The following is a 14,823-nucleotide window of genomic DNA, read 5'->3' as shown; positions in this document are numbered from 1 at the left end:
CACGCCCGGCCTGTCCCCGCCCAGCACCACGCCCCCGCCGGTGCTGCCACCTCCCAGCTTCCCGTCCGCGAGGAGCGAGGTGCCCGCGCCGCCCGCGGCCTCGGGGGACCCGCGGCGCGTGGTGGAGGTGGAGCCCGTGGTCGAAGCCACCACCGGCCGCATCCACGCCGACGACATCCGCGCCGCCATCCAGGCGGTGACTCCGCTCGTGCAGCAATGTTTCGAGGACGCGGCACAACGCAACCGGGGCCCGCAGACCGTGAAACTGCGCTTCACCGTGGAGGCAGGCAACGAGGGCGGGGTGATGAACGCGGGCGAGCTGGTGTCCAGCACCATTCCGGACCCCTTCGTGCAGGCGTGCGCGCTGGACTCGCTGCTGGACGTCCGCTTCCCGGCGCCCTTCGGCGGAGGAAAGGCGACGGTCGTCTACCCCTTCGAGTTCCGCGTCCCCGGGGAGACTGGCCGGTAGGGCCGGGTTTTGCGTAAGGTGCCGGAGCCCCCGACCCTTCATGCCCGTGACCGTCGAACAGCTTGGTTCCCATGACGCGGAAGCCCTTCGGGGGCTGCTGTCGAAGGACCCGGTCCACAACCTCTACCTGCTGGGGTTGCTGGAGGAGTTCGGCATCGCCCCCCGTGGCAGGGTGCCCTTCGCCTTCTACGGACGCTTCGACAGCCAGGTCCTCACCGCCGCCGTGTTCGTGGGCGGCGACGGCGGGCTGGTGGTGCCCAGCGCGAGCGACTCGGGCGCCACCAGCGTCATCGCGGACGCGCTGGCCTCGCGCCTGAAGCTGCGCTCCACGGTGGGGGACAAGGCGTCGGTGGACGCGCTGCTGCGCAGCCTGGCGCCGGGCAAGCCGCGCCTGTCGCGCACGCAGCGGCTGTTCAGCGTGTCCGCGGACGACCTGGGCCCCTTCACCAACCCGCTCTTGCGGCTGGCGAAGGAAGAGGACCTGCCCCGGCTGCTGCCGCTGGCCCAGGGCTACGTGCGCGAGGTGCACGAACGCGACCCGCTGGCCGAGGACCCGCGCGGCTACGAGGCCCGCGTCATCCAGCGCGTGCGCCAGCGCCGCACCTACGTGCTGGAGGAGAACGGCGCGCTGGTGTTCAAGGTGGATATCGGCAGCCGCTCCCAGTACGGCGCGGAGCTGGAGGGCCTCTACACGCTGCCGTCGGAGCGCAAGAAGGGCCACGCCCTGCTGTGCCTGGGCCAGATTTCCCGCCACCTGCTGTCCTCGCTGCCGCGGCTGACCCTGCGCATCGACGAGCGGGACGAGAGCACCGCCCGCATCGCCCGCCAGGTCGGCTACCTGGCCGGACGGACGTGGCGGCTCGTCCTGGTGGAGTAGCCACCGGCCGCGTACAGTCCGCGCCCGCATGAGCCGTCCCACGCCTTCCCGCCGTCCCCTCTCTGGAGAGGGCCCCGTCATCCTCCACGCCGCCACCGACGCGCGCTGGCTGCCCCTGGCGCTCGAGCGGTTCGACGAGGTGCTGGTGGACCATGCCCACTGCGAGAAGAAGGCCGCGGCCAACGCCCTCTCCATGCTCCAGGCCTACCCGGACCTGCCGGGCCTGCCCTCGCAGATGGCGCGGCTGGCGCGCGAGGAGAGCGCCCACCTGGCCCGCGTGTTGGACCTGATGGCGGCGCGCGGCCTCACGCTGACGAAGGACGCGGGGGACCCCTACGCGCAGGGCCTGCAGAAGCTGATTCGCACGCCCGCCGCCGAGCGCCGCATGGACAGGCTGCTGGTGGCCGCCGTCATCGAGGCCCGCTCCTGCGAGCGCCTGTCCCTGCTGGCCGAAGGCCTCACCGACCCGGCCCTGGCGCGCTTCTACGGCGAGCTGGCCCAGTCCGAGGACGGCCACCAGTCCCTCTTCTACCGGCTGGCCGTCACCGCGTCCGAAGGCGACGAAGCCAGCGTGAAGGCGCGGCTGGAGTGGATGCTGGAGCGCGAGGCCCAGGTCATCACCGACGTGGGCCTGCGCGCCGCCATCCACTGAAGCCGTCACGGCCCCGGGGGCGCCCGCAGGCCCACGGCCGGCCGAGGCGCCACCGGCGCCGGCGAGGCGCCCTTCTCCAGCGGCCACGCCCAGGGCACGGCCACCGTGAGCAGGAGGACCAGCCCCGCGGTGAGCGGGGTGCCCAGCCGGAAGAAGTCGGTGAAGCGGTAGTGCCCCGGGCCGTACACGAGCACGCAGCTGGGCTCCAGCGGGGTGATGAACGAACAACTGGCCGCCAGCGTCACCGCCATGGCGAAGGGCCGCGCGTCCACGCCGAGCTGCTGCGCGGCGTTGATGGCCACCGGCAGCACCACCAGCGCCGCGGCCTGGTTGCTCATGGGCGCGGACAGGACGATGGTCAGCACCATCAGCAGCACCATCACCGTGCGCGGGCCGCCATACGCGCCCAGCGCCGCCACCCTATCTCCCACGAACGCGCCCGCGCCGCTCACCTCCATGGCCAGCCCCAGCGCCATCATGGAGCCGATGAGCAGCACCACGCGCCAGTCCACGCGGAACGCGGTGCGCGGGTCCACGCAGCCGGTGGCAATCATCAGCAACATGCCGGTGAGGCCCGCCACCGACAGCGGCACCACGCCCAGCGAGCCCGCCGCCAGCGCGCCCAGGAACAGCACCACCGCCAGCAGCGCCTTGCCGTAGCGCGGGGGCTGGTACTCGTGGCCGCTGAGCACCGTCAGGTTGCCGCCGCGCGCCAGCTCGTCCACCCTGTCTCGCGCGCCGCGCAGCAGCAGCACGTCTCCCACCGACAGCGGCAGCATGGACAGCGAGCGCTCCCCGAAGGTGCGGCCCAGGAGCTGGAGCTTGGTGACGCGCTGGATGGCGGGCTTGCGGTGCAGGGCCAGCGCCACCATGCCGTAGCGCTCCACGAAGAGCGTCTCCTTCAGGCTGCGCCCCACCAGCGGACTGCCGGGCGGCACGCTGGCCTCGATGAGGAGGGTGTCCTTCACGCGCAGCTCCTCGTCGGACAGCCGCACGTCCGGGCGGATTTCGATGCCGCGCAGGTCCTTCACCCGCAGAATCGTCTCGCGGTTGCCTTCGATGAGCAGCCGCTCGTCGCCGCGCAGCCGGTAACCCGGCACCGCGGACAGGGCCTCGCCGTCGCGGATGATGCCGATGACGCGCAGCCCCAGCCCCTCGGAGATGTCCCCCAGCTCCTTGCCCACGTAGCGCGAGTCCGGCGGCAGCACCGCCTCCGTGAGGTAGTCGCGCAGCGTCCAGTCCTCCATGGCGCCGTGCCCCTCGCGCGCGGGCAGCAGCCACGGCGCCAGCAGCACCACCCCGAGGATGCCGATGATGGCCAGCGGAAACCCCACCGGCGCCAGCTCCGTCACGCCGATGCCCGGCATGCCCTGCCGCTGCATCGCGGCGGACATCACCAGGTTGGTGGAGGTGCCGTAGAGGAACACCATGCCGCCCAGCATGGAGGCGTAGGCCAGCGGCAGCAGCACCTTGCTCTTGGGCACCTTGGCGCGCTGGGCGGCGCCAATGGCCACCGGCAGGAAGGCCGCCGTCGTCACCGTGTTGGAGATGACAGAGGAGAAGACGGCCACCGCCACCATCATCGCCATGACGAACGTCTGATGGCCGAAGCGGGCGAAGAAGGCCAGCCGTTGGCCCACCAACTGGACCACGCCCGTCGAGGCGAGCCCCTGCGTCATCGCGAGCAGCGTGAAGATGAAGATGACGGTGTCGTTGCTGAACCCCTCGAACGCCTGCGCCGGCGAGAGCACGCCCGTGAGCGCCAGCAGGCACACCACCACGAGCGAGCTGACCTCGATGGGAAGCGTGTCGAACGAGAACAGCACCAACGCGACGACGACAACACCCAGGACGATGGCGATGGTCATAAGGCCCGCCCCAAGCTGTATTCGCCGCGCTGATATGGCGAGTGTCGTGGCGCAGTGCGCCGTTTACTTCTGGATGCCCGGACGCTGATAAGTGGAATTAGGAGCGGCCTGTTCGGTACCAAGGTGGGGAGGCGGTCGCGGGTTGCATTTGTGCCCCCCTTCCAGAACGTTTGGGGCCTGTCTCCAGACATGAACCACAAGGACGAATCCATGGCTTCGACGCAAGTTGCGGCGGAGGGCCAGCAGGCCCCCACGAAAAACCCCACGCTCCTCGCCTGGGTGGCCAAGATGGCCGAGATGACCCAGCCGGACCGCATCGTCTGGTGTGACGGGTCCGAGGCGGAGAAGAAGCGGCTGACGGACCAGGCGGTGAAGGAGGGCATCCTCATCCCGCTGAACCCGGAGAAGCGCCCCAACAGCTACCTCCACCGCTCCAACCCGAACGACGTGGCGCGCGTGGAGCACCTCACGTTCATCTGTACGCCGAACAAGACGGACGCCGGCCCGACGAACAACTGGATGGAGCCCGAGGCGGCCTACACCAAGCTGGGCAACCTGTTCTCCGGGTGCATGAAGGGCCGCACCATGTACGTGGTGCCCTACGCCATGGGCCCCATCGGCAGCCCCTTCACCAAGCTGGGCGTGGAAATCACCGACAGCATCTACGTCGTGCTGAACATGCGCATCATGGCGCGCATGGGGAAGCAGGCGCTGGACATGCTGGGTGACAGCGACGACTTCAACCGCGGCCTGCACAGCACCGGCGACGTGGACCCCGACCGCCGCTACATCTGCCACTTCCCCCAGGACAACACCATCTGGAGCTTCGGCTCCGGCTACGGCGGCAACGTGCTGCTGGGCAAGAAGTGCCTCGCGCTGCGCATCGGCAGCTACCTGGGCCGCGAGGAAGGCTGGATGGCCGAGCACATGCTCATCCTGGGCGTCACCAGCCCCAAGGGTGAGACGACCTACGTCGCCGCCGCCTTCCCGTCCGCGTGTGGCAAGACGAACTTCGCGATGATGATTCCGCCCCCTGAGTACAAGGGCTGGAAGATCGAGACGGTCGGCGACGACATCGCGTGGATGCACCCCGGTCCGGATGGCCGCCTGTACGCCATCAACCCGGAGGCCGGCTACTTCGGCGTGGTGCCCGGCACCAACTACAAGACGAACCCCAACGCGATGGAGTCCATCGCCAAGGACACCATCTTCACCAACGTGGCGCTGACGGCGGACGGCGACGTGTGGTGGGAGGGCAAGGACGGCGAGGTCCCCGACGAGCTCACCGACTGGCAGGGCCGCCCCTGGAAGAAGGGCAGCACGGAGAAGGCGGCGCACCCCAACAGCCGCTTCACCGCGCCCATGTCCAACAACCCGGCGCTGAGCCCCAAGGCCAATGACCCGACGGGCGTGCCCATCTCCGCGCTCATCTTCGGCGGCCGCCGCTCCAACACCGTCCCGCTGGTGCTTCAGGCCTTCAACTGGACCCACGGCGTGTTCCTGGGCGCCACCATGGGCAGTGAGACGACGGCCGCGGCCACCGGCAAGGTCGGCGTCGTGCGCCGCGACCCCATGGCCATGCTGCCCTTCTGCGGCTACCACATGGGGGACTACCTCCAGCACTGGCTGGACATGCAGAAGCACATCGCCCAGCTGCCCAAGATCTTCCAGGTCAACTGGTTCCGCCAGGACAAGAGCGGCAAGTTCATGTGGCCGGGCTTCGGTGAGAACATGCGCGTGCTGGAGTGGATCGTGAACCGCGTCCACGGCCGCGTCCCCACCCAGGAGACGCTGCTGGGCTGGGTGCCCCGCGCCGACGAGGGCCTCAACCTCAAGGGCCTGGACCTGGCCTCCGACGTGGTGACGGAAGTCACGTCCATCAAGGAGGACGAGTGGAAGTCCGAGCTCAAGAGCCAGGAGGTCTTCTTCGAGCAGCTCGGCACCAAGGCGCCGGACGCGCTGATGCTCCAGCGCAAGCTGCTGATGGCGCGCCTGGACCACTGAGCCCCCGCCCGCCTGTAGCAGCCTGAAACACCTCGGGGCCGCTTCCCGCTCGCACGGAGCGCGGGGGCGGCCCTTGCGTTTTTCACAGGAAGTAAAAGTCAGCACTTCGACCTTCCCGGAGCTCCGCGCTAGGCTCTCAGGTCATGAGACTGGCTTTCGTGTTGTCGGTGATTCTCGCGCTGGCGCCTCCGGTGGCGTTCGCACAGCGGGGGAAGAGTGCAGCGGCCCTCATCAAGGAGGGTGAGCGCCTGTACCAGGCAGGCAAGTACCGCGAGGCGGCGGAGGCGCTGAAGAAGGCGCATGAAGCCCAGCCCCACCCGCGGCTCATCTACAACATCGCCATCTCCCTGGAGAACGCGGGCGACCTGCGCGAGGCGGTGAGCTGGTACCAGCAGTACGTGGGCGCCACCGACGGCACGGACTCCACGCTGCTCAAGCGCAGCGCGCGCAGCATCGACCGGCTGCGGGTCCTCATCGAGAAGGAAGACCAGGCCACGGCCGCGTCCAACGCCGAGCGCCAGCGGCTCCAGGACGAAGCGGACGCCGCGCGCCGGCAGGCGGAAGAGGAGCAGCTCGCGGCCCGCCGCGCCGAGGAGGAGAACCGGCGCCAGCAGGAGGCCGAGCTGCAGCGCGCGCTGACGTCCTACAAGCGCCAGCGCATTGGCGCCTTCGCCTCGGCCGGCGTGGGCGCGGCGGGAGTCGTTGCGGGCGTGCTCTTCGGCATGCAGGCGCGTGACGCGCGGGAGCAGTTCGACAGCGCCACCAACGTGCCGTCCAAGGAGGAGTTCGCCGACAAGACGCGCAGCCGCGCGCTGCTGGCGGACATCGGCTTCGGCGTGGGCCTGGCGGGGGTCATCACCGCCATCGTCCTCTACCCGAAGGAAGGCCCCCCGGCCGCGGGGGAAGTGCGAGTCACGATGGCGCCCCAGGGCGCCGGAGCGGGAATGGCGGTGAGCTTCTGATGCGCGCGCTGAGACTGATGATGACGGGAAGCACCCTGCTGATGGCCGGGTGCAGCTTCACCGCCGCCGGGGGACTGACTGAGTGTGAGACGTCCTCGGACTGCGAAACCGCGCAGGTGTGCACCGCCGGCTACTGCCTGCCGCAGCCGGAGGGCTGTGGAGAGGTCTACGGCCCGACCTCCTCGGCCAACGCCATTCCCCTGGGCGCCGCGGTGCCGCTGAGCACCTCCGACGGCCCGGACGAGTCCGAGGTGCAGGCGCTCAACGCCATCAAGCTGGCGCTCGACGAAATCAATCAGCGCGAGGGCGTCAACGGCCGGCCCTTCGTCCTCCACATCTGCGACACGCGCTCGGAGCCGAACCGCGCCGCCGAGCAGGCGCAGTGGCTGATTCGCGAGCGCCAGGTGCCGATGATCTTCACCTCCAGCAGCGCCCAGGCGCTCGCCGTCGCCACGCACACCGTGGCCAACGGGGTGCTGATGATTACGTACAGCGGCACCAGCCCCGACATCGCCGCCATCAACGACACGATTGGCACCAGCGCGGGCCTGGTGTGGCGGACGGCGCCGTCCGATGCGGTGCAGGGGCGCATCATCGGCGACCTGCTCCAGGGCGACATCCTCGTGAACGGGGCCCCGCTCTACGACAGCGTCTCCAAGGTCGGCATCAGCTACGTGAATGACGCCTACGGACAGGGCCTCTTCGGCGTGACGCTGGGCCGCATCGACGCCACCCAGCGGACCGTGACGTCCGCCCAGTACAGCCGCAACGGCACCGACATCAGCAGCGTGGTGCAGCACATCACCACCGACCAGCCGGATGTCGAGGTCCTCATCGGCTTCTCCGAGGACAACGCGCGCATCATCAACCAGACGGCCACCGCGGGCCGGACCAGCCAGCGGTGGTTCTTCACCGACGCCGGCAAGGACCGCGGCCTCTTCACCGCGCTGGGCGCCAACACGAACCTGGTGGAGGGCGCCTACGGCACGTCGCCCGCGCAGGCCCGTCCGGACCTCGTCTACCAGTTGTTCGCGCAGCGCTTCCGCTCCGCCAACAACCAGACGGACCCGGGCCAGTACTCCTTCACCGCGCACGCGTATGACGCCATGTACCTGGTGGCGCTCGGCGCCGCGTACGCCGCGGGCCCCGACGTCAACACCCCGCTGCCCATCACCGGCACGCGCATCGCGGACGGCCTGGCGCTGGTGACGCCGCCCGAGGGCGCCTCCGTCCAGGCGTACAACCTGGGCACGGAGGGCTTCGCGGGGGCCCGGGCGGCCATCCGCAACGGCACGGTCATCAACGTGACGGGCGCCAGCGGCAACCTCGACTTCAACGCCGACGGCGAGGCCCCGTCCGAGTACGAGCTGTTCCGCGTACAGGCCGGCGAGTTCGTGACGGTGCAGCTCATCGCCCCGCCCGTGGACTGAGGTGAAGGGGCCTCAGGGCCCCAGCGTCCGCGCGAGCACCTCGACGGCGGCGGCGAACTCCTCGGGCTGGGGCAGCAGCGACAGCACGAGGAAGGCGCCGCCGCCGAAGTCGTAGAAGTAGCCCGGCTGCACCCGCACGCCCGCGTCCAGTAGCGCCAGGCAGGTGGCCTCCTCGCCGGGCGCCCTGGGAATCCGCACCACCGCGCTCCACCCGCCCTCCGCCGGCACCACGTCCCAGCGGGCGTCGCGAGCCCGGGCATTGAGCAGGCGCTGCCGGTTGCCCCGCACCCGCTCCAGCACCGCCGCCTGGAAGCGCGGCGCGTGGGCCAGGAGCGCTGGCAGGGCCCGCTGCACGGGCGTGCCCACGGGCATGTACGTGTCCCCCACCCAGTCCAGCCGGGCCAGCGCCTCGTCACGGAGGGCCGCGGGCCCGCCCACGTGCGTCCACGCCAGCTTGAGGCCGGGCTGCCCCGCGGACTTGGAGAGGCCGCCCAGCGCGAAGGTCAGCATCGGCAGCGCGCGCCCCGCCACGGTGGCCACGCGCCCGGGCGCCGAGGCCCAGGCGAAGGGCGCGAAGACCTCATCGCAGACGAGCGCCAGTCGGCGGCGCGCGCACACGTCCGCCAGCGCCGCCAGCTCGCCTTCGTGCAGGAAGTGGCCGGTGGGGTTGCCGGGGTTCACCACCAGCACCGCGCGGGTGCGCGCGTCGCAGGACTCCGCCACCCGCCCCGCGTCCAGGCCGAAGCCATGCGCGCGGGGCAAGGCGTAGGAGCGCGTCTGGACGCCCTCCAGACGCGCGAGGTGCTCGAACAGGGGGTAGCACGGGGCCGGGACGAGGACGTTGTCCCCTGGCTCGCACAGGAGCTTGAAGAGCCAGCCGTAGGCTTCACTGGTGCTGGAGGTCAGCAGCAGGTGTGCTTCGGAGACGGAGGCGCCTCGGGCCGCGAAGTCCGCCACCAGCGCGTGTCGCGCGGAGGCGAGCCCCAGGGACTCGGGCTCGTAGGCGAAGGCGTCCTCGGGGGCCAGGAGCGCCGCGTCCGGCAGGGGCAGCCCCACCCGCGTGGGGTTGGACTCCGTGAGGTCCCGCAGGGGGCGGCCGCTGGCGCGGTGCCTTTCGAGCGCCAGTGCCAACGGGTTGGGGGTCCGTGCGAAGTCCGTCCGCGCGGAGAAGCGGCTCACAGGCCCGTTTGCAGCATGGCGTTCGCGACACGACGAATCAGGTCGCGGCGAACCTCCTTGCGGCAGTGCTCGATGGCCTTGTCATGAGGCCGGGGAAGTTGAGGGTCGCGCGCGCGCAGCGCGGTCCGGAGCACGAGCTCGACCTTGGAGGGCTCGATGTGAAAGAGCCGAGGCCCTTCCTTTTGCAGGAAGTAAGAGAGCCCCCTCTGGTCGATGAGCTTCTTGTAGAGCCGCCGGACGTCCGCGAGGAACGTGAGATCGATGATGTCCGCCATTCGTGAGGCGTTCTCGCGCGGAAAAAACGGCACGTCCATTTCACGGCCGCATGTCCCGAAAACTTGCGCGACCTGTAGCACTGGCCCTGGAACGGAAACGCGCCGGAGGCCGAATTTCCGGCCTCCGCGCGTTCAGGGCAGCAGCGGCCGGAGCGCGCGGCGGAACGCGGCATGGCGGCGCCGCGCGTCGGCAAGAAAGGGCACCGGTCCCAGCACCGGGACGCCGTGGCGCGCCTCCAGGAGCCGCCGGTTGTCGCGCTCCGAGACATCCTTCGCGGACGTCCCGCGCGACAGCAGCACGGCTCGCACGGGGATGCGGCGCGCGGCCAGCGCCTGGAGTGACAAGGCGGTGTGATTGAGCGTGCCCAGGCCCGCGCGCGCCACCAGCAGCACGGGCAGTCGCAACGTGGCGATGAGGTCGATGACGTCGTGCTTCGAGTCCAGCGGCACGAACAGGCCCCCTGCCCCCTCCACCACGGCGTTGCCCCCGCGCAGCCGCCGCCACGCGGCCAGCGTGACGTCCCAGTCGGGCTCGCGCCCCAGGCGGCTGGCGGCCACGCCCGGCGCCACGGGCAGGCGGAAGCGGTGGGGACACACCTCGTCCACGCGCAGCGAGCTGCCCGCCGCCGCGCGCAGGGCGAGCGCGTCCGCGGGCGCGCGCAGGGACGCGCAGCCGCTCTCGTAGGGCTTGAAGCCCTGGGGCCGCAGCCCCGCGTCCGCCAGCAGCGACAGGAGCGCGCACGACGCCTGCGTCTTCCCCACGCCGGTGTCCGTGCCCGTCACGAAAATCTGGAACGGCTTGTCACGCTCAGCCACGACGGACTCCCACGGTGCGCAGCGCCTCCAGCGCCAGGTCCACGTGGCCCACCGTGTGGGCAGCGGACAGGCAGAAGCGCAGGCGGCTGGTGCCCTCGGGGACGGTGGGCGGGCGGATGGCCTTCACCAGCACGCCGGCCTCGCGCAGGCGGCGCGCGGCGTCCAGGGCCCGCTCGGGCTCGCCGAGGATGATGGGGAACACGGCGCTGCGCGGCTCGGCGCGCACGCCCAGGCCGCGCAGTCCGTCCGCGAAGCGGCGGATGTTGCGCCACAGCCGCTCGCGCAGGTCCGGGTCGCCCTCCACGGCGTCCACGGCGGCCTCGGCGGCGGCGCACAGGTGCGCGGGCAGCGCGGTGGAGAAGACGAAGGGCCGCGCGCGGGACACCAGCAGGTCCGCCACCGCGCGAGAGGTGGCCACGTACGCGCCCATGCCACCCAGCGCCTTGCTCAGCGTGCCCATGCGCAGGTCCACCTCGTTCTCCAACCCCAGCTCGTCGCAGAGGCCGGCGCCGCGGGCGCCCAGCACGCCGGTGGCATGCGCTTCATCCACCATCAACGCCGCGCCGTGGGCCCGGCACGCGGCGACGAGGTCGCGCAGCGGGGCCACGTCCCCGTCCATGGAGAAGACGGTGTCCGTCACCACCAGCTTGCGGCGCGCGGGCGTCTCCGCCAGGGCGCGCCCCAGCGCCTCCACGTCCGCGTGTGGATAGACGCGGACGCGGGCGCGGGACAGGCGGCAGCCATCCACGAGCGAGGCGTGGTTGAGGGCATCGGAGAAGACGGCGTCCTCGGGCCCCACCAGCGCGGGGATGATGCCGGTGTTGGCCGCGTAGCCGCTGTTGAACAGGCGCACGGCCTCGGCGCGCTCGAAGGCGGCCAGCCGCGCCTCCAGCCGGTGATGCGCGGCGGTGTCCCCCACCACCAGCCGGCTGGCGCCGGTGCCCACGCCGTAGCGCTCCACGGCGGCCAGCGCCGCGGCGCGCACGGTGGGCGACGCGGCCAGCCCCAGGTAGTCATTGGACGCGAAGTTGACGAGCGTCTCGCCCCCCACGCGCACCACGGGCCCCTGAGGAGAATCCAGGGGCTCCAGGTACCGGCGCAGGTCGCGCTCGGACAGGGCCTCCAGGTCCTCCCGGGCCCACGCCGCCGCGACGGCTTCATCACTCACGATGGGCTCAGCCTTCCTGACGCGGCTCCAGGGGGCGGATGCCCGCCTTCTCCAGCAGGGCCATGTCCTGGGTGTACTCGGGGTTGCCGGTGGTGAGCAGCTTCTCGCCGAAGAAGAGCGAGTTGGCGCCCGCCATCATGCACAAGAGCTGCGCCTCTTCATTCATCTGCTGTCGGCCCGCGGACAGGCGCACCATGGACTGGGGCATCAGGATGCGCGCGGTGGCGATGGTGCGCACCATGTCCACCGTCTCCACGCGCTGCTGCTCCTGCAGCGGCGTGCCCTCCACGGCCACCAGCGCGTTGATGGGCACCGACTCCGGATGGTGCTCCTGGTTGGCCAGGGTGCGCAGCAGGTTGCAGCGGTCCTCCACCGACTCGCCCATGCCAATGATGCCGCCGCAGCACACGGAGATGCCGGCGTCGCGCACGCGGTTGAGCGTGCGCAGCCGGTCTTCATAGGTGCGGGTGGAGATGATGTCGCCGTAGTGCTCGGGCGACGTGTCCAGGTTGTGGTTGTACGCGGACAGGCCGGCCTCGCGCAGGCGCTTCGCCTGGCTCTCGGAGAGCATGCCCAGGGTGGCGCACGCCTCCATGCCCAGCGCGCGCACGCCGCGCACCATCTCCAGCACGCTGTCGAACTGCGGACCGTCCTTCACCTCGCGCCACGCGGCGCCCATGCAGAAACGGGTGGCTCCGGCGGCGCGGGCCTTGGACGCGGCATCCAGCACGTCCGGAACGGCCATCAACTTCTCCGCCTTGACGCCCGTCTTGTAGCGAGCCGCCTGCGGACAGTACGAGCAGTCCTCCGGGCAGCCACCCGTCTTGATGGACAGCAGCGAACAGAGCTGGACCTTGTTGTCCACGAACACCGCCCGGTGGACCGTCTGGGCCTGGTGCACCAGGTCCAGCAAGGGGAGCTCATAGAGGGCCCGCACCTCGGACAGCGACCAGTCATGGCGCACGTCCACGCCAGACGGAGGTGGCGCGGCGACGTGGGCGTGACCGGAAAACTCGCTCTCGCGGGAGACAGTGGCGGTGTCGGGCATGGGCTCCTCTACGGACAGATGAGGGCCCGAACGTGCGTGGACCCCGGAAAGTTGTCAACGCCCGCGAGCAGCCAGGTTGACGACTTTCCAGGGTCCCGCGCCCCTCGGGAGGGGCTCAGCGCGTCAGCGGACGCGCGGCGCTAGACGTGGACGCGGCGCCCCCTGCCGGCCAGGCCCACCAGGAACAGCACCAGGAGTGCGCCCAGGACGGAGAACAGGAGGCCCGTCGGGTGCAGGTCGAAGACGTTGCCGTCACTGCGGAAGAGCGATGCGACGAACCCGCCCACGAAGGAGCCGGCGATACCCAGCAGCGTGGTGGCGATGAGCCCCATCGACTGGTTGCCCGGCATGAGCGCGCGGGCAATCAGACCCGCGAGAAGACCAATGACCAGAAACGCGATAATCCCCATGACTACCTCCCTTGCTTGTTTAGCGACGCAGGGTGCGACGCCCACCTGGGAGCAAACCTGGGTTGCCCCTCCCCTCCGTACAACTTGCCGCGAGGGGCTTGACATGGTGCCTGCCTGCTCTGCGGTCGTGCCTGCCTGTAAGGCCGCAAAAACGTCAGGGTTCCGCGCTATTCACCCAACCCATGGCGAAGGCGAAGACGCACTACACCTGTCAGGCGTGTGGCTACAAAGCGGCGAAGTGGCTGGGGAAGTGCCCGGACTGTGGCGCGTGGAGCTCCCTGCTGGAGGAGACGGACCCGAAGGCGGATGAACGACGTCCGGCCTGGGGCGCCTCGGGCGGCGCGGCGCGGCCCATGTTGCTCAAGGAAGTGAGCGGCGAGACGGAGACGCGCCGGCGCACAGGCATCGCCGAGTTCGACCGCGTGCTGGGCGGCGGCGTGGTGAGTGGCTCCCTCGTGCTGCTGGGTGGCGACCCGGGCATCGGCAAGTCCACGCTGCTGCTGGCGGCGTTGGACCGGCTGGCGCGGCACGGACCGGTGCTCTACGTCTCCGGTGAAGAGAGCCTGCGGCAGACGAAGATGCGCGCCGAGCGGCTCCGGGTGGAGGGAGATGCCATCCACCTGTTCGCGGAGACGGACGCGGAGCGGGTGCTGACGGCGACGGAGGCGTTGAAGCCCCAGGCGCTGGTGGTGGACTCCATCCAGACCATGTACCTGCCGGAGCTGGGCAACGCGCCCGGCAGCATCACCCAGGTGCGCGAGGTGGCGGGCCGGCTGATGGCTTATGCGAAGCGCACGGGGGTGCCCACGTTCCTGGTGGGCCACGTGACGAAGGAAGGCTCCATCGCGGGCCCGCGCGTGCTGGAGCACATGGTGGACACGGTCCTCTACTTCGAGGGCGAGCGTGGCCACCCGTTCCGAATCCTGCGCGCGCACAAGAACCGCTTCGGCTCCACGAACGAAATTGGCGTCTTCGAGATGAAGGGCGCGGGGCTGGTGGAGGTGTCGGACCCGTCCGCCCTCTTCCTGTCGGAGCGGCCGGTGGGCAAGTCCGGCAGCGTGGTGACGAGCACGCTGAATGGCACGCGGCCGCTGCTGGTGGAGGTGCAGGCGCTGGTGGCCCCCACGGGCTACGGCACCGCGCGGCGCACGGCGATTGGCGTGGACGGCAACCGCGTGGCGCTGCTGGCGGCGGTGCTGGAGAAGAAGGAAGAGATTCCGCTGGTAGGCTGCGACTTGTTCGTCAACGTGGCGGGCGGCATGCAGCTCACGGAGCCGGCGTGTGACCTCGCCGTTTGCGCGGCGCTGGTGAGCAGCCTCCAGAACCGGCCGTTGGATCCGAAGACGCTGGTGCTCGGTGAAGTGGGCCTCGCGGGAGAGGTGCGCGCGGTGGGCCAGGTGGAGCCCCGGCTGGCGGAGGCCGCGAAGATGGGCTTCCAGCGCGTGGTGATGCCCGCCGGCAGCGCGCGGCGGCTGGAGGACGCGGGCCCGAAGATGAAGGTGGTCGGCGTGGAGACGCTCGGCGAGGCGCTGGTCGCGATGTTTGATTGAGCGGGGCCGCGAAGATTCAGCAGCGCTCCGCGTCGGGCACGTACCGCTGGGACGCGGTGAAGGCCGCCTCCCTCCAGTAACCGCCAGACGGGCAACCCACGCGAGGGAGCGCGTC

At 70.7% G+C, this 14,823-nt stretch carries 14 protein-coding genes; 7 read left to right on the top strand and 7 right to left on the bottom strand.

The annotated features are described in order from the left end of the window. The 3 genes from HV826_RS21480 to HV826_RS21470 form a co-directional block, all read left to right on the top strand. On the top strand, nt 1-469 hold a 469-nt coding region (locus HV826_RS21480), incomplete at its 5' end, for an AgmX/PglI C-terminal domain-containing protein (RefSeq protein WP_176418888.1). Nucleotides 470-509: 40 nt separating this feature from the next. Further along, nucleotides 510-1,346, top strand: coding sequence for a GNAT family N-acetyltransferase (locus tag HV826_RS21475; protein ID WP_176418887.1), 837 nt, complete (start codon nt 510-512; stop codon nt 1,344-1,346). Between the two features lie 28 nt (nt 1,347-1,374). Continuing rightward, nucleotides 1,375-1,998, top strand: a complete 624-nt coding sequence (locus HV826_RS21470; RefSeq protein WP_176418886.1) for a tRNA-(ms[2]io[6]A)-hydroxylase — start codon at nt 1,375-1,377, stop codon at nt 1,996-1,998. A 5-nt stretch (nt 1,999-2,003) separates the two neighbouring features. Here HV826_RS21470 and HV826_RS21465 read toward each other — a convergent pair whose 3' ends face one another. Next, a complete protein-coding gene (locus HV826_RS21465) occupies nt 2,004-3,866 on the bottom strand; it encodes an SLC13 family permease (RefSeq protein ID WP_176418885.1) in 1,863 nt (620 codons plus the stop codon). 210 nt (nt 3,867-4,076) lie between these two features. Here HV826_RS21465 and HV826_RS21460 point away from each other — a divergent pair, with 210 nt between their 5' ends. The 3 genes from HV826_RS21460 (at nt 4,077) to HV826_RS21450 (ending at nt 8,262) form a co-directional block, all read left to right on the top strand. Beyond that, nucleotides 4,077-5,870, top strand: a complete 1,794-nt coding sequence (locus HV826_RS21460) for a phosphoenolpyruvate carboxykinase (GTP) (protein WP_176418884.1) — start codon at nt 4,077-4,079, stop codon at nt 5,868-5,870. Nucleotides 5,871-6,013: 143 nt separating this feature from the next. Continuing rightward, complete coding sequence (locus HV826_RS21455; protein WP_176418883.1) at nt 6,014-6,832, top strand: tetratricopeptide repeat protein; 819 nt, start codon at nt 6,014-6,016, stop codon at nt 6,830-6,832. After that, nucleotides 6,832-8,262: an ABC transporter substrate-binding protein gene (locus tag HV826_RS21450; protein ID WP_176418882.1), complete on the top strand. Its 1,431-nt coding sequence runs from the start codon at nt 6,832-6,834 to the stop codon at nt 8,260-8,262. The genes HV826_RS21455 and HV826_RS21450 overlap by 1 nt, the downstream gene beginning before the upstream one ends. Before the next feature lie 12 nt (nt 8,263-8,274). Here the strand turns inward: HV826_RS21450 and HV826_RS21445 are convergent, their stop codons facing one another. From HV826_RS21445 to HV826_RS21420, 6 genes are all read right to left on the bottom strand, one after another. Beyond that, nucleotides 8,275-9,441 (bottom strand): pyridoxal phosphate-dependent aminotransferase, encoded by a 1,167-nt coding sequence (locus HV826_RS21445; protein ID WP_176418881.1) that lies wholly within the window; start codon nt 9,439-9,441, stop codon nt 8,275-8,277. Continuing rightward, nucleotides 9,438-9,716 carry a hypothetical protein gene (locus tag HV826_RS21440; protein WP_013935584.1) on the bottom strand — a complete coding sequence of 93 codons (279 nt, stop codon included), beginning with the start codon at nt 9,714-9,716 and terminating at the stop codon, nt 9,438-9,440. Before HV826_RS21440 ends, HV826_RS21445 begins: the two co-directional genes overlap by 4 nt. Nucleotides 9,717-9,848: 132 nt before the next feature. Next, nucleotides 9,849-10,532 (bottom strand): dethiobiotin synthase, encoded by a 684-nt coding sequence (gene bioD / locus HV826_RS21435; protein ID WP_176418880.1) that lies wholly within the window; start codon nt 10,530-10,532, stop codon nt 9,849-9,851. After that, on the bottom strand, nt 10,525-11,700 hold the full coding sequence (bioF, locus tag HV826_RS21430) for an 8-amino-7-oxononanoate synthase (protein WP_176409615.1): 1,176 nt from the start codon (nt 11,698-11,700) through the stop codon (nt 10,525-10,527). Before bioF ends, bioD begins: the two co-directional genes overlap by 8 nt. 7 nt (nt 11,701-11,707) lie before the next feature. After that, nucleotides 11,708-12,748 carry a biotin synthase BioB gene (gene bioB / locus HV826_RS21425; protein WP_176418879.1) on the bottom strand — a complete coding sequence of 347 codons (1,041 nt, stop codon included), beginning with the start codon at nt 12,746-12,748 and terminating at the stop codon, nt 11,708-11,710. Between the two features lie 140 nt (nt 12,749-12,888). Further along, nucleotides 12,889-13,158: a GlsB/YeaQ/YmgE family stress response membrane protein gene (locus HV826_RS21420; protein ID WP_176409613.1), complete on the bottom strand. Its 270-nt coding sequence runs from the start codon at nt 13,156-13,158 to the stop codon at nt 12,889-12,891. Nucleotides 13,159-13,340: 182 nt separating this feature from the next. Between HV826_RS21420 and radA the strand changes: the two genes are divergently transcribed. After that, the gene (gene radA / locus HV826_RS21415) at nt 13,341-14,708 is read left to right on the top strand and encodes a DNA repair protein RadA (protein ID WP_176418878.1); all 1,368 of its coding nucleotides are present in this window, start codon (nt 13,341-13,343) and stop codon (nt 14,706-14,708) included. The last annotated feature ends 115 nt before the right edge of the window (nt 14,709-14,823 follow it).

The sequence above is a fragment of the Myxococcus sp. AM010 genome (assembly GCF_013372585.1).
GTDB classification, from domain to species: Bacteria; Myxococcota; Myxococcia; order Myxococcales; family Myxococcaceae; genus Myxococcus; species Myxococcus vastator.
The sequence above is the reverse complement of the archived record's forward strand: the minus strand, read 5'-3'. Positions and strand labels throughout refer to the sequence as shown.

Excerpts from the sequence above, each read along its gene's own strand:
- HV826_RS21455 (WP_176418883.1), top strand. The coding sequence starts at position 6,014 with ATGAGACTGGCTTTCGTGTTGTCGGTGATTCTCGCGCTGGCGCCTCCG.
- HV826_RS21475 (WP_176418887.1), top strand. The coding sequence starts at position 510 with ATGCCCGTGACCGTCGAACAGCTTGGTTCCCATGACGCGGAAGCCCTT.
- HV826_RS21465 (WP_176418885.1), bottom strand. The coding sequence starts at position 3,866 with ATGACCATCGCCATCGTCCTGGGTGTTGTCGTCGTCGCGTTGGTGCTG.
- HV826_RS21440 (WP_013935584.1), bottom strand. The coding sequence starts at position 9,716 with ATGGCGGACATCATCGATCTCACGTTCCTCGCGGACGTCCGGCGGCTC.
- HV826_RS21420 (WP_176409613.1), bottom strand. The coding sequence starts at position 13,158 with ATGGGGATTATCGCGTTTCTGGTCATTGGTCTTCTCGCGGGTCTGATT.
- HV826_RS21470 (WP_176418886.1), top strand. The coding sequence starts at position 1,375 with ATGAGCCGTCCCACGCCTTCCCGCCGTCCCCTCTCTGGAGAGGGCCCC.
- HV826_RS21460 (WP_176418884.1), top strand. The coding sequence starts at position 4,077 with ATGGCTTCGACGCAAGTTGCGGCGGAGGGCCAGCAGGCCCCCACGAAA.
- HV826_RS21450 (WP_176418882.1), top strand. The coding sequence starts at position 6,832 with ATGCGCGCGCTGAGACTGATGATGACGGGAAGCACCCTGCTGATGGCC.
- bioB (WP_176418879.1), bottom strand. The coding sequence starts at position 12,748 with ATGCCCGACACCGCCACTGTCTCCCGCGAGAGCGAGTTTTCCGGTCAC.
- radA (WP_176418878.1), top strand. The coding sequence starts at position 13,341 with ATGGCGAAGGCGAAGACGCACTACACCTGTCAGGCGTGTGGCTACAAA.